Here is a 16,717-nt window from a genome sequence, read left to right on the forward strand (position 1 = left end):
TCATGCCTCCGCTGTCAGAACGCCGTTGACGAAGTCGAGGAACTCGCGGGGAGTCCTGCACTGTTCGGCCCGCTCCGGCATGTCCCGGCCGTAGCGCTTCTCCAGTTCGCCCACGACGCCCAGCAGTCCGAGCGAGTCGAGGCCGAAGGCGTCGAAACCGGAGCCGGCCCGCTGCCGCAGGTCACCGGGGTCCACGGCGACACCCGCCGTCTGCTTCATCAGCGCGGCCAGTTCCTCGACGGTCACCTGGCCCGTCATCTGGTCGGTCATGCGGATGCACTCCTTCGGTCGGTGGGGGATTCGGCGCCGCGCCGCAGCACGAGCGCCGCGTTCGAGCCCATCAGTCCCCGGCTGAGGACCAGGGCGGTGCGCAGCTTTGCGGAGCGCGCCCGGCCGGTCACCAGATCCAGGTCATGGCAGACGTCGAAGACGTTGGGGGTGGGGGGCACCAGGCCGTGCTCCATGGCGAGCACGGCCGCCGCGGCGTCCAGTACGGGCGCCCCGCAGTAGGCGCGGCCGGTACCCGTCTTCGGAGCGGTGACGGGCACGCGGCGGCCGTGCGGGCCCAGGGCGTCGGTGATCGCCAGGGCCTCGGCCCGGTCGGCCTCGGCCGTGCCGAGGGCGTCGGCGAACACGACGTCGACCTCCTCCGGCGCGCAGCCCGCCTCCGCCAGCGCGGTGCCGATCGCCCGGGCCAGACCCTGGCGGGAGCACTCCCAGCGGGACGCCCCGGTGAAGGTGGCGGCGTGGCCGGCCACCACCGCCCGGGGCTCGGCGCCGCGGTCGACGGCCGCGCCCTCCTCCTCCAGCACGAGCATCGCCCCGCCCTCGGCGGGGACGAAGCCGCGGGCGGCCGGGGTGAAGGGGCGGTAGGCGCGCTCGGGGTCGTCCCCGGTGCTGAGTTCGGGGTAGCCCAGCTGGCAGACCATCGAGTACGGGGCCAGCGGCGCCTCGGCCGCACCGGCGACGACGGTGTCGGTGCCGCGCACCACGGCGCGGGCGGCGTGCGCCAGGGCGTCCAGACCGCCCGACTCGTCGGCGGCCACCACACCGCAGGGCCCCTTGAAACCGCCGCGGATGGAGATCTGGCCGGTGCTGGCCGCGTAGAACCAGGCGATGGACTGGTACGGGCCGACGTGGCGCGAGCCCTGCCCCCACAGCTTCTGCAGTTCGCGCTGCCCGAACTCGCCACCGCCGGACCCCGCGGCGGTGACCACGCCCACCGAGTACGGGGAGCCGATGTCGGCGCGGCCGAGCCGGGCGTCCTCCAGGGCGAGCGAGGTGGCTGCCATCGCGAAGTGGGTGAACCGGTCGGTCTGGACGAGGTGGCTGCCCTCGATCACGGCGGCCGGGTCGAAACCGCGGACCTCGCCCGCGACCTTCAGCGGCAGATGGCCGCAGCCCTCCCGGGAGACGTGGTCCAGGAGGCTGTGGCCCTCCGCGGCCGACTTCCAGAAGGCGTCCGCGCCGACTCCGCCCGGTGAGACGACTCCGATGCCGGTGACGACCGCGCGCCGCGCGCCTGGCGGGTTCATGGTGTCCTCCAGCCCGGCCCGCTCAGCACCACCGCGGACTGGAAGCCGCCGAAGCCGCTGCCCACCGACAGCACGTTCCGCAGTCTCCGCTCACGCGCCGCGCGCGGCACGTAGTCCAGGTCGCACTCGGGGTCCGGGGTCTCGTAGTTCGCGGTGGGCGGCACCACCTGGCGGTCCAGGGCCAGGACGCAGGCGGCGACCTCGATGGAGCCGATGGCGCCGAGGGAGTGGCCCACCATGGATTTGATCGAGCTCATGGGCGTGCCGTAGGCGTGGGCGCCCAGGGACCGCTTGACCGCCGCGGTCTCGTGGCGGTCGTTCTGCCGGGTGCCCGAGCCGTGCGCGTTGACGTAGTCGATGTCCGAGCCGTCCAGGCGGGCGTGGTCCAGGGCGGTGTCGATCGCCCGCGCCATCTCCAGGCCCTCACCGGTCAGTCCGGTCATGTGGTAGGCGTTGCCGTAGGTGGCGTAGCCGGTGATCTCGCAGTACACGCGCGCGCCGCGGGCCCGGGCGTGCTCCAGCTCCTCCAGTACCAGCACCGCGCCGCCCTCTCCCATCACGAAGCCGTCGCGGTCGGCGTCGAACGGCCGGGACGCGTGCGCGGGGTCGTCGTTGTTGGGGGAGGTGGCCTTGATGGCGTCGAAACAGGCCATGCTGATCGGTGAGATCGGGGAGTCCGCCGCGCCGGCGAGGCAGACGTCGATGCGGCCCTCCTCGATGGCGTGGAAGGCGTAACCGAGGGCGTCCAGCCCGGAGGTGCAGCCGGTGGACACGGTCTGCACCGGGCCGCGGGCGCCGAACTCCTCCGCGACCGCCGAGGCGAGCGTGCTGGGGGAGAACGCCCGGTGCAGGTGCGCACCGGCCTGCCGGTGGTCGACGTCCCAGCGGGAGCCGCGCTCGCTGACCAGGACGTAGTCGTGCTCCAGCCGGGTGGTGCCGCCGACCGCGGTGCCCAGGCTGACACCCAGGCGCCAGGGGTCCTCGTGCTCCGTCCGCAGACCGGCGTCGCCGACCGCCTCCGCCGCGGCGACCAGCGCGAACTGCACGTAGCGGTCGCAGCGTTCGGTCTGCTGCACTGTCAGGCCGTGCGCCAGTGGCTCGAAATCGCACTCCGCGGCGATCCGTGAGCGCAGGCCCGCCGGGTCGAAGAGGGTGATGCCCCGGGTCGCGGTGCGGCCGTTCGCCAGCAGGTCCCAGAAGGCCTCGGCGCCGATACCGCCCGGTGCCACCACGCCCAGACCGGTGACGGCCACGCGTCGTGTCACGAGGACGCTCCGGTGGGCTGCGCGGCCCGGTCGCCGACGGCGGGGTCGTCTGCCGGAGTCTCCTCGGTGTCGACGTGCCCGAGCTCCGGGCGGGGGGCCAGCGGCCCCAGGTGGAAGACCAGGCGCGCCTCGGTGTCGCCGACGTTGCGGAACCGGTGCCGCATGTACGCGGGGATCATCAGGCCCTGGTCGGGGGCGAGGGGGTGGGGCTCCCCGTCCAGGTCCACCTCGAGGCGGCCGCTGACGACGTACACGAACTCCTCGGAGTACGGGTGGTAGTGCTCGCCGATGCGGTCGCCGGGCTCCACGATGGCCAGGCCCATGAATCCGCTGGTGGAGCCGACGGTGGTGGGGGTGAGCATGGCGCGCAGATCGCCTCCGCGCCTGCGGTTGGGCGCGGTCTGGGAGAGGTCGACGATGCGTGGGGGCTGCTGGGTCATGGTCGTTCGCTCCGTGGGAGTGGAAAGGTGCGGGCGGTGTGCGGGCGGGGCCGGCCGGCGCCGCGGTCGGCGGGGGTCAGGAGTGCGGTGCTCTCCGGTCGGTGAGCAGGCGCATGCCGGCGTGCGCCAGCAGGCGCAGGAGGCCGCGCTCGTCCGCCGGGGGACGGTCGAGGCCGAGGGCTTCGAGGTCGAGCAGGCCGGCTGCCCCGGTGAGGGCGCCCGGTTCGCCGAGGCCGAGGGCCCGGGCGGGAACGGAGTCCGGTTCGGCCTCCAGTTCGACCATCCGTACGACGATGTCGTCGCGCTGGAAGACGGTGACGGCGCGGACCGGGTCGTGCGGGTCGTTCGCGGCGCTCTCGTCCTGCTGGGCGATCAGCCGCGCCAGGTCCGTGCCGTGGCCCTCCCGGGCCGGGTAGTACAGGGCGTGCCGGCGGGTCCGGGGCGACCCCGGCCCGCCGGACGCGGCGCGGTGCACGGCCGGCATCGCCGCACGGGTGAGGAAGACCCGGGCGGACTGCGGATCGCCGAGGTCCCGTTCCCGCTCCAGGTGGGGGGCGAGGGCCTCCTCGACCGCACGGACCTCGGGCCGGCCGATGGCGTGGCCGAGGGCGGCGGACAGATCGCCCCGCACCTCGACGGTCTGCACGACCCTGTCGCCGTGCAGGAACACCGAGGTGCGCAGTAGCCGGGTGGCGTCGTCCACCTCGGGGTCGGGCGGGTCGAAGGCGGACAGGATCTCCGCGACCTTGGACTCGCTGCCGGGCCGGACGGTGTAGGTCAGGGCGTGGTGCACCGTGCCGTCGCCCAGGCGGACGGGCGGCCGCGGCGTCTCCCCGCCCGGAGCGACCGCGGTGTGCCCGCCGCCGCGGGTCTCCCTGAGGATGCCGAAACGCAGCGGCCGCATGGTGCGGACGCAGGCGCGCAGCGGTCTGACCGTCTCCAGGTGCTCCTCGCTGTTCACCCAGGAGAGGAAGGGCGGTGCGCTCTCCCACTCGCTGGTGATGAGCCACTGGGACGGGTTCTCGATGGACTGGCAGAGCTGGTCGCTGATGTGGCCGGGCACGGAGGCCACCTGGGCGCACATGCGCTCGTAGGCGTCGAGGAAGCGCTGCTGGGCTCCCTCCTGAAGGTCCACCAGCAGGACGGCCCGGAGCCGGGAGCCGTCGAACACCGACTGGGAGACACGGCCCGGCACCTGGGGCGCGCGACCCGAGACCGTCATCCTGGGAGCCTTTCCATTGGCGAACGGTGGGGCTGCCGAGGGCGTTGACTCGGCGTCAGTCGTCATGAGAACTGATCATGTGATGCTCTTTCCGGACTCGCAAACCGTCAGAATCAACCGGGTGAAGGGCGAGCGAAGCGGACACCTCGGTGGCATCCATAACCGTCCGGGACGCGCGTGTGCACGTACCGGCGAAATCGATGTGCTGGAGGAAAGACATGAACGAAGAAGCCGACCACAAAACCCCCGTCCTCATCGTCGGTGGTTCCCTGGTGGGCCTGTCCGCCTCGCTGTTCCTCGGCCGCCTCGGTGTGCGGCACACGCTTGTCGAACGGCATGCGGGGACCTCGACCCACCCGCGGGGACGCGGCAACAACGTGCGGACGATGGAACTGTTCCGGGTGGCGGGCGTCGAACCGGGGATCAGGGAGGCGGCGTCGGTCCTGTCCGGCAACCACGGCATCCTCCAGACCCCCTCGCTGACCGGGGACGAGGGCCGGTGGCTGTTCCAGGAGATCGACCCAGGCGGCGCGCTCGCCCGCCTCAGCCCCAGCACCTGGTGCCTGTGCAGCCAGAACGACCTCGAACCGGTCCTGCTGGAGCGCGCCCGCGCACTCGGCGGCGACCTGCGGTTCTCCACCGAACTGATGACGTTCGAGCCGGACTCGGACGGGGTCACGGCCGTGGTCAGGAGCAGGGAGACCGGGGAGCACACCACCGTCCGCGCCGACTACCTCGTCGCCGCGGACGGCCCGCGCAGCCCGGTGCGCGAGAGCCTCGGCATCGGCCACAGCGGCCCCGGCGAGCTGTTCCACAACGTGAGCGTCACCTTCCGCTCCCGGGGGCTCGCCGACGTGGTGGGCGACCGGCGCTTCGTCATGTGCTACCTGACCGGCCCGGACGCGGACGGGGCGCTGCTGCCGGTCGACAACCGGGAGCACTGGGTCTTCCACATGCCCTGGCACCCCGAGAGAGGCGAGACGCTGGAGGAGTTCACCGACGAGCGGTGCGCCGAGCACATCCGCCGCGCGGTCGGCGTGTCCGGGATCGACGTGGAGATCACCGGAAGGGCGCCGTGGCACGCGGCGGAACGGGTGGCCCTGCGCTACGGGGCCGGCCGTGTCCTCCTGGCCGGCGACTCGGCCCACGAGATGTCCCCCACCGGCGCCTTCGGCTCCAACACCGGCATCCAGGACGCGCACAACCTGGCGTGGAAGCTGGCCGCCGTGCTCGGGGACTGGGCCGGGCCGGGCCTGCTGGAGACCTACGACGCCGAGCGCCGCCCGGTGGCGCAGGCCACCGCCGCCCGCGCCTCGGCGCGCTCCGCGGAGCACAAGCACCCCGGCTACACCCCGGCCCCCGGCGCGGAGGGCCGCGGTCCGCAGGGCGGCATTCTCGCCGTGGCCGTCGGATACCGCTACCCGCGGGGCGCCGTCGTGGGCACCGACCCCCGGACGCCGCCCGTTCCCGGGGAGCTGCGCCTGACGGGCGAGCCGGGCAGCCGGGCGCCCCACATGTGGCTGAGCCGCGCCGGAGAGCGGATCTCGACCCTGGACCTGTACGAGCGCTCCCCGGTCCTGATCACCGGAGCCGGCACGGCGGCCGGGTGGTACGAGGCGGCCGGCCGGGTCGCCGAGAAGCTGTCCGTGCCGCTGACGCCGTACCGGATCGGAGCCGGGACGGACGCCGACCTCGTGCCCGAGGACGGTGCGGACTGGGCGCGCACCCACGGCACGGAGCCGGACGGCGCGGTGCTGGTGCGTCCCGACGGGTTCGTGGCGTGGCGCTCGGCCGGGCCGGTCCCGGACCCGGAGGAGGTGCTGCGCCGGGCCGTCTCGACGGTGCTGGCGCTGGACTGACGGCCCCCGGCGGCGGGGTTCGTCCACCCGGCCGGCCCGCAAAGATCACCCGGTGGGCCGGCCGGGCGGACGGAAGCAGGCGGTGACGGCCTTGCCGCCCGCGCAGGGGCGGGCCTCCCACTCGTCGGCCAGAGCGTCGACGAGGAACATGCCGCGCCCCGACGTCCGTTCGGCACTGGGGGAGCGGGGCGCGGGGAGGTCGGCCGAGGAGTCGCGCACGCTCACGTGCAGGCACCGGTTGTCCCACGTCAGCACCAACTGGGCGGCGCTGTGGGCGTGCACGTGCGCGTTGGTCACCAGCTCCGAGACGGTCAGCAGCACCGCGTCCACCGTCTCCGGGGCCGACTCCGTCCATCCCAGTGACTCCAGATGACCGCGCGCCCACTCCCGTGCGGCCCTCACCCCGCTGGCCACCGGCAGTGACCGAGCCCACCCCACGGCCCGCAGCGACGACTCGCACACGACGGCCCACCTCCCTGCTCACTGCGGTACTTCTGCCCCCGGCGGGCCGGTGCAAAATGGCGCGGCGCCCGCGACATCGGCGGGACGCCGGCGGGACATGGCCGGTCTGTGCCCGTGCCCGGGGGGTGGTGGCATGCCGCGCGGCGCCGGGGGGCACGAGCCCTCCATGCGTTTGGCGGTTGTGGACGTGGGATCCAAGACGGTGCGGCTGGTGGTGGCCGACTGCGGCGGTGACATACCGCTGCCGGTGCACACGGCCAAGCGGCGGCTGAGGCTGGCCGAGTACGTGGGGCCGGACGGACGGCTCGGCGAGCGGGCGGTCGACGCCGTGGTGGCCGCGGTCGCCGAGGTGAGGGAGGAGTCTGCCCGCTGGGGGGTGGAGCAGCCCTTCGCCTTCGCCACCGCGGTCATCCGGGACGCGCCCAACCGCCACCAGATCCTGGAGGCCGTCCACAGCGGGACCGGGGTGCCCCTGTACGTCATGTCGGGTGTGACGGAAGGGGAGTTGTCGTTCCTGGCGGCCCGGCAGTGGATGGGCTGGCAGGCTGGCCCGATGGTGCTGCTGGACATCGGCGGCGGCTCGCTGGAGGTGGCCTTCGGCCGGGACAGGACGCCCGGCTTCGTGGCCTCCCTTCCGCTGGGCGCGGGACGGATGACGCGCGAGTACTTCGGGGAGGCGGACCCTCCGCCGGCCGGTGCGGTCAGGGAGCTGAGGCGCCGCGTACGCCACGAGCTGCGGGACGTGGCGGTCCGGATCCACTGGGAGCGCCCCCGTACCGCCGTGGCCGTCTCGCGCACCTTCCAGCAGTTGGCCCGGCTGTGCGGGGCCCCTCCGGGGAAGCTGGGCCCCTTCGTCACCCGCCGCATCGAGCGCGGGGACCTCAAGGCGGCCGTGGAACGGCTGGCCCTGCTGCCCGCGGCCGCCCGCGCGGAGCTGCCCGGCATCTCCGCCGCCCGCGCCCGGCAGTCCCTGGCCGGAGCCGTGATAGCGCACACGGCCATGCGGTGCATGGAGATAGAGACCCTCACACTCTCCCCGTGGGGGCTGCGCGAGGGTGTCATGCTCAGACAGATCCGGGAGCAGGCCCCGCTGTGGCACGAGGCCCCGGCTGGCATGCGCCGGACGGACCCGTCCGGCGCATGCCAGCCGGGGCCGGCCCTGGCCCGGTCCCCGTCCGGCCGCCGCGGCCGGCCCGGTGAACGGGTGGTCAAGGACGTTGTGGTCCGGGAAGGCTGAGGGGCCTGAGCCCGGCCGGGCTCACCGGCCCTCCACGCGGTGGCTTCGGCGGTCCCAGGACCCGATCGCCCCCGCGCCGCTTCACCCTGCCCTGCCCGCCCCTGCCCGGACCGGCGACCGCCGGTCCGGGCAGGGGCGGTGGTGAGAAGCTGGAGGGAGAGGACGAAGACAGGCGCACAACCACCGCCGGTCGGCACACGGAGGAGGCCGTCATGGCATCCGAGCCGCAACCCACCGCACGGGCACACCGCCCGAACCTGACCATCACCGAGGCCGGACGCCGCCGCACCGTGCTCAGCTTCTCCGGCCGACTGGACTCCGGAACACTCGGTGGACTGGAGGAGCGGCTCGTGGACCCGCGGCTGCTCGGCGCCCACGAAGTCGTGCTGGAGATGAACGATCTCGACCACCTCGACCTGGCATGTGCCTACGCCCTGCTCCGTGCGGCCACCGGACGGCCGGGGAACGCCGTACTGACCGTTCGCGGAGCCGGCCGGACCGTCCTGCGGACCCTGCACGACGTCGGCCTGGACACGGTCGCGGTGATCGAGGAGTGACAGAGGGCGTCCCGCCCCGGCACACCCGGCACCGGCGCCCCGGACGAGGGAACGCGCACGCGGGCCGCCGATCTTTACGGGCCGGGGGCGGGACGCTACCGTCGGCCTCGCCGTTGTCAGCCCGACGCCGCCCGCTGGAGTCCCCATGCGCCGAACCGTACTCGCAGCGGTTCTGATGTCCTTATCCCTGACCCTCACCGGTTGCGGCGCGGGAGGCGAGCCGGCCCCCTCGGCCACCCCCGGCCCCTCCGCCCCGGCGACCGCCGGACCCTCGCAAGCCGCGTCCGCCGGGCCGTCGGCGGTGCCGACCGGGAAGACCTTCGCCTGGCCGGACGGCCTGGAGGCGACGGCGACGGTACTGGGACGGCTGCGTCCGGCCGACCGCACCGACGTCCAGGGCGGCACGGTGGACGAGAAGCGGCTGGCCGGGGCCCGCGAGAAGCTGCTGGGGCAGAGCGGCGAGCCGCTGGGGCTGCGCGTGGAGCTGACCAACAACGGCGATACGCCCCTCGACCTGGACGCGGTGGAGATCCAGTGGGTGGGAGTCGAGGTCGGCGGCATGGCCCGGAGGGCCGCCGCCGACGGCGGTTTCGAGGGCGAGCTGGCGCCGGGCGAGAGCGCCACGGAGCTGAGCGCCTGGGCCGTCCCCGACATCGTGGCCGTCGGCTACCAGGTGCTCGTATGGCCCGAGGGGGCCCGGAACGGCGCGGCCGGGCAGTTCTCCGGCGCCGTGCCGGGCGCCTCCCTCCGCCCGCCGCAGGGCGACGACCACGGCCACTTGGGCCACTAGCCAGGCGGGCGGTGTCCCGGCCGGATCAGCTTCCGAGGAGCTCGGCGAAGCGCTGCGCGCCGACGTTGCCGCCGGAGACGATGACGCCGACGCGGGACGGCAAGGGTTTTGGAAGCCCGGCGAGCACGGCCGCCAGGGCGGCGGCGCCGCTGGGCTCGACGACCGTTTTCAGCCGTTCGAACGCCAGCCGCATCGCGTCTCGGATCCGGTCGTCGTCCACCAGGACGATCTCGTCGACCAGCCTGCGGTTGACGGAGAAGGTCAGCTCCCCCGGCGTCTCCGCGGCCAGACCGTCGGCGATGGTGCGCGGCACGGGGATCGAGACGCGCCCTTCCGCCTCCAGCGACCGCCTGGTGTCGTCCCCCGCCTCCGGCTCGACGCCGATCACTCGGATCCCGGGCAGCAGGGCCTTGGCGGCCGTGGCGCTGCCGGCGATCAGCCCGCCGCCGCCGACCGGGGCCACCAGGGCGTCGAGCTCGCCCACCTCCTCGATCAGTTCCAGCGCGGCGGTGCCCTGGCCGGCGATGATGTGCGGGTGCTCGTAGGGCGGGATCAGCGTCAGCCCGCGCTCGGCGGCCAGCGCCTCGCCCAGGGCGACCCGGTCGCCGGTGTAGCGGTCGTAGGTGACGATCTGAGCGCCGTATCCGGCGGTGGCCTCCAGCTTGGAGCGCGGGGTGTCCTCGGGCATCAGGATCACCGCGGTGGTGCCCAGCTCACGCGCGGCCAGGGCGACGGCCTGCGCGTGGTTGCCCGAGGAGTAGGCGGCGATGCCCCGGGCCAGCTGCTCGGACGACAGGCGCGAGGCGGCGTTGTAGGCGCCGCGGAACTTGAAGGCCCCGACGCGCTGGAGGTTCTCGCACTTGAGGAAGACCTCCGCGCCGGCGAGGGAGTCCAGGGTGCGTGAGCGCAGCACGGGGGTGCGGTGGGCGACGCCCTCGATCCGCGCCGCGGCGTCGCGGACGTCCTCCAGCGTGACCGGCGGTGTGCTCGTCATGTCGATGCCTCCATCGGGGGTGTCGGGGACAGGGGACCGGGGGCGGGGGACGGGGGCCGTCGGCCCGGCTACTCGAACCGGGAGGTGTCGCCCGCTCCCCTGCGTACGATCTCCGCCTCGCCCCCGGAGAAGTCGACGACCGTGGTCGGCTCGGTGCCGCAGTCGCCCGAGTCCAGCACGGCGTCGACCACGTGGTCGAGCCGCTCCTTGATCTCCCAGCCCTGCGTCAGCGGCTCCTCCTCGCCGGGCAGGAGCAGGGTGCTGGACAGCAGCGGCTCGCCGAGTTCGTCGAGCAGGGCCCGGGTGACGACGTGGTCGGGGATCCGGACCCCGACCGTCTTCTTCTTCGGGTGCAGCAGCTGGCGCGGCACCTCCTTCGTCGCGGGAAGGATGAAGGTGTAGCTGCCGGGCGTGGCCGCCTTGATCGCCCGGAACACGTCGTTGTCGATGCGCACGAACTGGCTCATCTGCGCGAAGTCCCGGCACACCAGGGTGAAGTGGTGGCGGTCGTCGAGGTTCCTGATCGACCTGATCCGGGCGATGCCGTCGCGGTTGCCCAGCCGGCACCCCAGCGCGAAGCAGGAGTCCGTGGGGTATGCGATGAGCCCGCCGGACCGGATGCCGTCCACCACGGTGCCGATGGTGCGCTGCTGGGGATTGTCGGGGTGCACGTCGAAATACCTCGCCATCCCGCCGACCTTACGCGATCGGGTCACCGCGACGGTTGTCAGTGGTGTGCGTCACAGTTGTCCATAGGGCCGTTCCCGGGCCGGGGGGCCGGAGGCGGGACCCGGACGCGACCTCGGTTCGAGGAGGCGAACCCCATGGCACACGCGTACGCGATCCAGGCCGAGGGCCTGGCCAAACGCTTCAAGGACACCCGGGCGCTGGACGGTGTGGACCTGGAGGCCCGCACCGGGACGGTGCTGGGGCTGCTCGGGCCGAACGGAGCGGGCAAGACCACCGCCGTGCGGATCTTCGCCACCCTGCTCCAGCCGGATGCGGGGCGGGCCGAGGTGGCCGGCCACGACGTGGTGCGGGAGGCGGGGGTCGTGCGTTCCCTGGTCGGTCTGACCGGCCAGTACGCGGCGGTCGACGAGAACCTCACCGGCACGGAGAACCTGCTGCTGATCGGACGGCTGCTGGGGATCCCGAGGCGCGAGGCGAAGGCGCGGGCGGCCGAGCTGCTGGAGCGCTTCGGGCTGACGGATGCGTCCGGGCGCGCGGTGAAGACGTTCTCGGGAGGCATGAGGCGCAGGCTGGACCTGGCGGCGAGCCTGGTGGGCCGGCCCAGCATCCTCTTCCTGGACGAGCCGACGACCGGCCTCGACCCGCGCAGCCGCGGGGAGTTGTGGGACATGCTGCGCGGCCTGGTCGCCGAGGGCGTGACCGCGCTGCTGACCACGCAGTATCTGAACGAGGCGGATCTGCTCGCCGACCGGATCGTGGTGATCGACAAGGGCCGGGTCATCGCCGAGGGCACGCCCGACGATCTGAAGTCGCAGGTGGGCGGCCAGGTGCTTCAGGTGCGGCCGGTGCGGGGGCACGACCTGGCGGCCGCCCACTCCCTGGTGGCACGGGCGGCCGGCCCCCAGACCCGGATCGAGGGGGAGGTGGTCACGGCGCCGGTCGGCGACCCGGAGCTGATGCCCGCGGTGGTCCGCAGCCTGGACGGGGCCGGTATCGCGGTCGGGGAGCTGACGCTGCGCCGCTCGTCGCTGGACGAGGTCTTCCTCGCGCTGACCGGTCACCGTGCCGGGCCGGACGGAGGACGGCGGGGGACGGGCGCCCGGGCCGGGGAACGGAAGGAGGAGAGGACGGTGAGCGCGTCATGACCGCCACGACGGCCGGCACCCCCGTCACCGCCGGCGGCAGGGTCCGCCCGGGCGCCGGGCTGCGGCAGACCGCCACCATGGCGTGGCGCAGCCTCGTCGCCATCAAGCACAACCCGCTCGAACTGGTCGACTACAGCATCACACCGATCATGTTCGTCTTCCTGTTCACCTATGTGCTCGGCGGCCAGATGGCCGGGTCGCCCGATGTCTACCTGACGTACGCGCTGCCGGGGATCATCGTCCAGAACACCCTGTTCATGACCACCTACACGGCGCTGGCCCTCAACACCGACCTCACCAAGGGCGTCTTCGACCGGCTGCGCAGCCTGCCGATAGCCCGCTCCGCCCCGCTGGTCGGCCGGATCACCGCCGACCTGGCCAAGCACGTGTGGGCGATGCTGCTGATGATCGCCCTCGGTCTGGTGCTCGGCTTCCGCGTCACCGGTGGCTTCGGCGGCTTCCTGGCGGGTGCGCTGCTGCTCGTCGTCTTCGCGGCGGCGGTGTCCTGGTGCGCGGTGCTGATCGGCATGCTGGCGGGCGACGCGGAGAAGGTCCAGGCGTTCGGCTTCACCCTGATCTTCCCCATCACCTTCACCAGCAGCGCCTTCGTCATCGTCGACACCATGCCCGGCTGGCTCCAGGCCTGGGCGGACGTCAACCCGGTCACCCATCTGTCGGACGCGTACCGCGGTCTGCTGCTGGGCGGTGAGGTGGGCCGGCCGCTGCTGTGGTCGCTGGTCTGGGCGGCGGGGATAGCGGCGGTCTTCTACCCGCTGGCGATGAGGGCCTACCGGGCCAAGGTCTGAGGAGACGGGCGAGCCTCCCCGCCCGGCGCCGGTGCGCCGGGCGGGGACGGGAGGGACTACTCGCCTCCGAGCGTGAACAGCAGGTAGAGGAAGAACGCGAAGACGTGGCCCGCGACTATGTAGGCGAACAGGCGGAGAACGAGTCCGCGGGGGAAGCGGCCGTCGCCGCGTTCGACGCCGGTGTCTTCACTCAGCATGGGGGTCACCTTCCGGAGATCGCGATGAGTCGGTGTGCCGCCGGGCGCCTCGCCGGACGGGTGGTTCCCCGCCGCCCGGACACAGATCGCCGATGTTGCTCTGCAGCAGCGTGTGGACGAAGAGAAGGTCGGCCCCCTCCGGGGGGACGGCGGTGATCCGGTGGGGTGTCAGGCTGTCGTAGTGGGCCGAGTCGCCGGGGCCGAGAAGGTACTCGTCGCTTCCCAGGGCGAGGCGGAGACGGCCGGTGAGGACGTACAGCCACTCCTCTCCGGCGTGGGTGCGGACCAGGTCGTTCTGGGCGTTCGGGGGGATGTGCACGCGCAGCGGTTGCATGGCCCGCCGCGATCCGCCGGCCTGCCGGTAGACCCAGCCGCCGGCCTCGACCGGTTCCACCTGTCCGGCCCGGATGACCGGATCCCTGTCGGGAGGAGCCTCGCCCAGCAGGTCCGCGACCGTGGTGCCGTAGGTCCGGGCGAGTGTCAGCAGGAGCGGCAGCGACGGCTGACGCTGCCCGGTCTCCAGACGGGACAGGTGCGCCGGGGACAGGTCGAGCCGCTCGGCTGCGGCCTCCAGGGTGAGTCCGCCCCGTCTGCGCAGGTCGCGCAGACGGGGCGCGATACCGGGCAGGTCCATGCCCGTGTCGGGAGTTCTTTGGCCCATGCATTCATTGAGCCACGTTTGTGCCTGTGAGGCAAGTTCTTTGCCTCACGGACAAGAGTGAATGGTGTGAGAACGGCTTTCCGCTCTGATTTCAGCCCGGGGAAGCGGGTCGCGCCACCGCGGGGGCTCCAGCAGGCCTCTCCGCCTCGCCCCTCAGCCCGGAAGGCCCCGCAGGAACTCGGCCGGAAGGGTGTTGCAGGAGGCGGGGCTCTCCATGCCGGGGCAGTGGGCCACGCCCTCGACGGTCTCGGTGCGGCCGCCACTCGCCTACGATGTACGGTCGGCCCGGCCGGGGTGACGGGGGCACGGCTGGAAGGAGACGGCAGGGTGGACCAGGAGAGGAGCGGGCGGCCCCGTGCGCGCCGGCGCGGCCAGGGCGAACTGGAGGTGCAGGTGCTGTCGGCTCTGCGTCAGGCGCCGGGACCGGTGGACACCGCCTGGGTGAGGGAGCGGCTCGGCGGCGACCTGGCCTACACCACCGTCATCACCATTCTGACCCGGCTGCTGGCCAAGGGCGCGGTGGTGCGGGAGAAGGCGGGACGATCGTTCGTGTGGTCGCCGACGGCGGACGAGGCGGGGCTGGCGGCGCTGCGCATGCGGCGGGTGCTGGACGGGGAGAGTGACCGTCAGGCGGTGCTGGCGAGTTTTGTGACCTCTCTGCCGCCCGGAGACGAGCGACTGCTGCGGGAGCTGCTGGAGCGAGCCGAAGAGCCGGGGGAATGAGGCGGCTGTGGGAGTCTTCGTCTTCCTGCCGCTGGTGCTGCCGCTGACGGCCTGGCCGATCGCGCGCCTGGCCGAGCAGCATCTGCACCCGCGCACCGCCACGGTGCTGCTGTCGGTGGCGGCCGGTGTGCTGGCGGTGTGCAGCACGGTCTGCCTGGCGCTGCTGATGGTGGTGGGCACCGCGCAGCTGCCGGGCAACCCGCTGCCGGACGGCTGGTCGGACGAGGAAGTACGAGAGGCGGTCCCCTACGACGAGATCGCGGGCCGGGCGGCCATCCCCGCACTGCTGGCGGTCGTGACGGCCTGCGCGCGGACGCTGTGGGCGCACTGCCGGGTGCGGCGCCGGGCGGTACGGGCGCTGACGGGTGCACGCGGCCTCTCGGTGGCGGTGCTGCCCGACGGCGAGCCGTACGCGTACGCGCTGCCCGCGGGCCGGGGCCGGCGGGGACGGGTGGTGGTGTCCACGGCGATGCTGTCGTGCCTGGAGGGCGGGGAGCGGCGGGCGCTGTTCGCGCACGAGCGGGCGCATCTGGCCGGCCGGCACCACCGGCTTCTGCTGGCGGTGCACCTGGCCGCGCGGGCGAATCCCTTCCTGCGGCCGTTGCGGACGGCGGTGTCCTACACGGCGGAGCGGTGGGCGGACGAGGAGGCGGCGGAGGCGGTCGGCAACCGGCGGGCGGTGGCCCGGGCGGTGGGCAAGGCCGCGCTGGTCTCCCGCGGTACCGGCCCGGCCGCGGCACTCGCCCGTTTCGCCGCGGCCGGGCCGGTACCGCGGCGGGTGGCGGCCCTGCTGGAGCCGGCTCCGGTGGCACGCAGCTGGCCGCCGGTGTTCACCACGGCGGGGCTGGCGGCCTGGACGGCCGCGGCGGGCACGACCGTCTCGGCGCTGTCGTCGGCGAACTCCGCCGTCACCCTGTTCTTCGTGCTGAAGGCGGCCACCCCGCTGTAGGACCCGGCCGCGGCGGCCTCGCGGACCACCGCCCGCACCGCGGCGGTGGTGGGAGCCCGGGCCGCGCACCACCGCGGCCCGGACACAGGCCGTACGGATCAGCCCTCGTCGCCCTCGCCCTCGTCCTCGTCCTCGAAGGCATCGCCGATCTCGTCGACGACCTCGGCCGCGACCATCCCGCCGGCGACGCCGACCGCGAGCCCGGCCGCGCCCGCGGCGATGGCGGTGCCCATGCCGGGGCCGGAGCGGTGGCCGTCGTGATGCTCACCGTGGTGGTGGCCGTAGTCGTCCTTGTGCGCGTAGCCGCCGTCGTAGGGGCTGGGCTGCCCGTAGGGCGCCGGGGCCCCGTACGCGGCGCGGTGCTCTACGAGCTGCCGGACCCAGCCGTCCACCTCGGTGTTCCAGTCGCGGACGTCCTGGTGCCCGACGGCGAACCGGGTGAGGGTGTCGTGCCCGCCGGAGAACGGGCCGCCGCGCTTGTCGGCCTCCAGCACCACCTCCATGCCACCGGGGTGGGCCAGGAAGGTCACCTCGATCTCGTTGACCGCGTGCGCGTACTGCGGAGCGGGGGTGAGTTCGATCTCCTGGTAGAAGGGCAGGGTCTGGCCGGTGCCGTGAATGCGGCCGTACTCCAGGTCGGCGGACTTGAAGCCGAACCCGAGCTGCCCCAGAGCCTGCAGGACCGCCTCCTGCGCGGGCAGCGGACGCACCGCCAGCGGGTCGAGGTCGCCCTTGTCCTTGGCGCCGGCCACGGCCAGTTCGGTGCGCACCCCGAGGACGATGCCCAGGGCCTGGCCGTGCAGCTCGGTGACCGGGGTCTCCCACGGCAGCGTCACGGTGAACGGAACGGTGCGCTCCTCGCCCTCGGTCAGGCGGAAACCGCCGGCCACGGTGAAGCGCTCGAAGGCGATCCCGCCCTCGGACTCGCCCTCCTCGTGCTCGGCCTCGACGCGGGCGACCAACTCAAGGGCGATGTGCTCGATGTCGAAGTCGGTGCTGCCGCCCTTGAGATGGACCTGTCCGGACAGCGGGCCGCCCGGCAGGGCCGCGCCCGGGTCCAGGACCGTGTCCACCGTGGGGCCGCCCACACCGAGCGAGCCGAGCAGCCGTTTGAACACCATCGCGGCGTTCTCCTTTACATGTGCGTGTGTCTGTGCGGGTGAGGGCGCGCGGCGCCGCGGCGGG

General features: G+C 73.6%; 19 protein-coding genes. 8 read left to right on the forward strand and 11 right to left on the reverse strand.

What is annotated here, in order from left to right; all coding sequences use genetic code 11:
* The 5 genes from BM237_RS07705 to BM237_RS07725 all read right to left on the reverse strand — a co-directional run bounded on the left by BM237_RS07705 (position 1) and on the right by BM237_RS07725 (position 4,462).
* Positions 1 to 270 carry an acyl carrier protein gene (locus tag BM237_RS07705; RefSeq protein ID WP_093848769.1) on the reverse strand — a complete coding sequence of 90 codons (270 nt, stop codon included), beginning with the start codon at positions 268 to 270 and terminating at the stop codon, positions 1 to 3.
* The gene (locus BM237_RS07710) at positions 267 to 1,535 is read right to left on the reverse strand and encodes a ketosynthase chain-length factor (RefSeq protein ID WP_093848770.1); all 1,269 of its coding nucleotides are present in this window, start codon (positions 1,533 to 1,535) and stop codon (positions 267 to 269) included. Before BM237_RS07710 ends, BM237_RS07705 begins: the two co-directional genes overlap by 4 nt.
* The gene (locus BM237_RS07715; RefSeq protein WP_093848771.1) at positions 1,532 to 2,800 is read right to left on the reverse strand and encodes a beta-ketoacyl-[acyl-carrier-protein] synthase family protein; all 1,269 of its coding nucleotides are present in this window, start codon (positions 2,798 to 2,800) and stop codon (positions 1,532 to 1,534) included. The genes BM237_RS07710 and BM237_RS07715 overlap by 4 nt, the downstream gene beginning before the upstream one ends.
* A complete protein-coding gene (locus tag BM237_RS07720; RefSeq protein WP_093848772.1) occupies positions 2,797 to 3,240 on the reverse strand; it encodes a cupin domain-containing protein in 444 nt (147 codons plus the stop codon). Before BM237_RS07720 ends, BM237_RS07715 begins: the two co-directional genes overlap by 4 nt.
* Before the next feature lie 76 nt (positions 3,241 to 3,316).
* On the reverse strand, positions 3,317 to 4,462 hold the full coding sequence (locus BM237_RS07725) for a SchA/CurD-like domain-containing protein (protein WP_245793475.1): 1,146 nt from the start codon (positions 4,460 to 4,462) through the stop codon (positions 3,317 to 3,319).
* Positions 4,463 to 4,680: 218 nt separating this feature from the next.
* On the opposite strand from BM237_RS07725, the gene BM237_RS07730 reads away from it, so the two are divergent.
* The gene (locus BM237_RS07730) at positions 4,681 to 6,321 is read left to right on the forward strand and encodes an FAD-dependent oxidoreductase (protein ID WP_093848774.1); all 1,641 of its coding nucleotides are present in this window, start codon (positions 4,681 to 4,683) and stop codon (positions 6,319 to 6,321) included.
* Between the two features lie 45 nt (positions 6,322 to 6,366).
* Here BM237_RS07730 and BM237_RS07735 read toward each other — a convergent pair whose 3' ends face one another.
* Positions 6,367 to 6,783: an ATP-binding protein gene (locus BM237_RS07735; protein ID WP_093848775.1), complete on the reverse strand. Its 417-nt coding sequence runs from the start codon at positions 6,781 to 6,783 to the stop codon at positions 6,367 to 6,369.
* A gap of 166 nt (positions 6,784 to 6,949) precedes the next feature.
* Between BM237_RS07735 and BM237_RS07740 the strand changes: the two genes are divergently transcribed.
* The 3 genes from BM237_RS07740 (at position 6,950) to BM237_RS07750 (ending at position 9,367) form a co-directional block, all read left to right on the forward strand.
* The gene (locus BM237_RS07740) at positions 6,950 to 8,020 is read left to right on the forward strand and encodes a Ppx/GppA family phosphatase (protein WP_093848914.1); all 1,071 of its coding nucleotides are present in this window, start codon (positions 6,950 to 6,952) and stop codon (positions 8,018 to 8,020) included.
* A gap of 212 nt (positions 8,021 to 8,232) precedes the next feature.
* Positions 8,233 to 8,577: an STAS domain-containing protein gene (locus BM237_RS07745; protein ID WP_107415209.1), complete on the forward strand. Its 345-nt coding sequence runs from the start codon at positions 8,233 to 8,235 to the stop codon at positions 8,575 to 8,577.
* 175 nt (positions 8,578 to 8,752) lie between these two features.
* On the forward strand, positions 8,753 to 9,367 hold the full coding sequence (locus BM237_RS07750) for a hypothetical protein (RefSeq protein WP_093848776.1): 615 nt from the start codon (positions 8,753 to 8,755) through the stop codon (positions 9,365 to 9,367).
* A gap of 25 nt (positions 9,368 to 9,392) precedes the next feature.
* On the opposite strand, the gene BM237_RS07755 is transcribed toward BM237_RS07750, so the two are convergent.
* Both BM237_RS07755 and BM237_RS07760 read right to left on the reverse strand, forming a co-directional pair.
* On the reverse strand, positions 9,393 to 10,361 hold the full coding sequence (locus BM237_RS07755) for a pyridoxal-phosphate dependent enzyme (RefSeq protein WP_093848777.1): 969 nt from the start codon (positions 10,359 to 10,361) through the stop codon (positions 9,393 to 9,395).
* Between the two features lie 68 nt (positions 10,362 to 10,429).
* Positions 10,430 to 11,050 carry an L-threonylcarbamoyladenylate synthase gene (locus tag BM237_RS07760; RefSeq protein WP_093848778.1) on the reverse strand — a complete coding sequence of 207 codons (621 nt, stop codon included), beginning with the start codon at positions 11,048 to 11,050 and terminating at the stop codon, positions 10,430 to 10,432.
* Positions 11,051 to 11,185: 135 nt separating this feature from the next.
* Between BM237_RS07760 and BM237_RS07765 the strand changes: the two genes are divergently transcribed.
* A complete protein-coding gene (locus BM237_RS07765; protein ID WP_093848779.1) occupies positions 11,186 to 12,196 on the forward strand; it encodes an ATP-binding cassette domain-containing protein in 1,011 nt (336 codons plus the stop codon).
* The gene (locus BM237_RS07770) at positions 12,193 to 13,002 is read left to right on the forward strand and encodes an ABC transporter permease (protein WP_093848780.1); all 810 of its coding nucleotides are present in this window, start codon (positions 12,193 to 12,195) and stop codon (positions 13,000 to 13,002) included. The genes BM237_RS07765 and BM237_RS07770 overlap by 4 nt, the downstream gene beginning before the upstream one ends.
* Before the next feature lie 56 nt (positions 13,003 to 13,058).
* Here the strand turns inward: BM237_RS07770 and BM237_RS29210 are convergent, their stop codons facing one another.
* Together BM237_RS29210 and BM237_RS07775 are read right to left on the reverse strand one after the other, a co-directional pair.
* Positions 13,059 to 13,199, reverse strand: coding sequence for a DUF6126 family protein (locus BM237_RS29210; protein ID WP_175540923.1), 141 nt, complete (start codon positions 13,197 to 13,199; stop codon positions 13,059 to 13,061).
* Positions 13,189 to 13,860: a helix-turn-helix domain-containing protein gene (locus tag BM237_RS07775; RefSeq protein WP_093848781.1), complete on the reverse strand. Its 672-nt coding sequence runs from the start codon at positions 13,858 to 13,860 to the stop codon at positions 13,189 to 13,191. The genes BM237_RS29210 and BM237_RS07775 overlap by 11 nt, the downstream gene beginning before the upstream one ends.
* Before the next feature lie 327 nt (positions 13,861 to 14,187).
* On the opposite strand from BM237_RS07775, the gene BM237_RS07780 reads away from it, so the two are divergent.
* Both BM237_RS07780 and BM237_RS07785 read left to right on the forward strand, forming a co-directional pair.
* The gene (locus BM237_RS07780) at positions 14,188 to 14,583 is read left to right on the forward strand and encodes a BlaI/MecI/CopY family transcriptional regulator (protein WP_093848782.1); all 396 of its coding nucleotides are present in this window, start codon (positions 14,188 to 14,190) and stop codon (positions 14,581 to 14,583) included.
* A 7-nt stretch (positions 14,584 to 14,590) separates the two neighbouring features.
* The gene (locus BM237_RS07785) at positions 14,591 to 15,532 is read left to right on the forward strand and encodes a M56 family metallopeptidase (RefSeq protein WP_093848783.1); all 942 of its coding nucleotides are present in this window, start codon (positions 14,591 to 14,593) and stop codon (positions 15,530 to 15,532) included.
* A 98-nt stretch (positions 15,533 to 15,630) separates the two neighbouring features.
* On the opposite strand, the gene BM237_RS07790 is transcribed toward BM237_RS07785, so the two are convergent.
* Positions 15,631 to 16,653 carry a sporulation protein gene (locus tag BM237_RS07790; RefSeq protein WP_093848784.1) on the reverse strand — a complete coding sequence of 341 codons (1,023 nt, stop codon included), beginning with the start codon at positions 16,651 to 16,653 and terminating at the stop codon, positions 15,631 to 15,633.
* Positions 16,654 to 16,717 lie beyond the last annotated feature (64 nt).

This window comes from Streptomyces mangrovi (assembly GCF_900114215.1).
Classification (GTDB): domain Bacteria; phylum Actinomycetota; class Actinomycetes; order Streptomycetales; family Streptomycetaceae; genus Streptomyces; species Streptomyces barkulensis.

Bases quoted from the DNA above. Each gene is read 5' to 3' on its own strand.
- BM237_RS07710 (WP_093848770.1), bottom strand. From the start codon at position 1,535: ATGAACCCGCCAGGCGCGCGGCGCGCGGTCGTCACCGGCATCGGAGTC.
- BM237_RS07745 (WP_107415209.1), top strand. From the start codon at position 8,233: ATGGCATCCGAGCCGCAACCCACCGCACGGGCACACCGCCCGAACCTG.
- BM237_RS07730 (WP_093848774.1), top strand. From the start codon at position 4,681: ATGAACGAAGAAGCCGACCACAAAACCCCCGTCCTCATCGTCGGTGGT.
- BM237_RS07755 (WP_093848777.1), bottom strand. From the start codon at position 10,361: ATGACGAGCACACCGCCGGTCACGCTGGAGGACGTCCGCGACGCCGCG.
- BM237_RS29210 (WP_175540923.1), bottom strand. From the start codon at position 13,199: ATGCTGAGTGAAGACACCGGCGTCGAACGCGGCGACGGCCGCTTCCCC.
- BM237_RS07725 (WP_245793475.1), bottom strand. From the start codon at position 4,462: ATGACGGTCTCGGGTCGCGCGCCCCAGGTGCCGGGCCGTGTCTCCCAG.
- BM237_RS07705 (WP_093848769.1), bottom strand. From the start codon at position 270: ATGACCGACCAGATGACGGGCCAGGTGACCGTCGAGGAACTGGCCGCG.
- BM237_RS07790 (WP_093848784.1), bottom strand. From the start codon at position 16,653: ATGGTGTTCAAACGGCTGCTCGGCTCGCTCGGTGTGGGCGGCCCCACG.
- BM237_RS07760 (WP_093848778.1), bottom strand. From the start codon at position 11,050: ATGGCGAGGTATTTCGACGTGCACCCCGACAATCCCCAGCAGCGCACC.
- BM237_RS07740 (WP_093848914.1), top strand. From the start codon at position 6,950: ATGCGTTTGGCGGTTGTGGACGTGGGATCCAAGACGGTGCGGCTGGTG.
- BM237_RS07770 (WP_093848780.1), top strand. From the start codon at position 12,193: ATGACCGCCACGACGGCCGGCACCCCCGTCACCGCCGGCGGCAGGGTC.
- BM237_RS07720 (WP_093848772.1), bottom strand. From the start codon at position 3,240: ATGACCCAGCAGCCCCCACGCATCGTCGACCTCTCCCAGACCGCGCCC.
- BM237_RS07765 (WP_093848779.1), top strand. From the start codon at position 11,186: ATGGCACACGCGTACGCGATCCAGGCCGAGGGCCTGGCCAAACGCTTC.
- BM237_RS07750 (WP_093848776.1), top strand. From the start codon at position 8,753: ATGTCCTTATCCCTGACCCTCACCGGTTGCGGCGCGGGAGGCGAGCCG.
- BM237_RS07775 (WP_093848781.1), bottom strand. From the start codon at position 13,860: ATGGGCCAAAGAACTCCCGACACGGGCATGGACCTGCCCGGTATCGCG.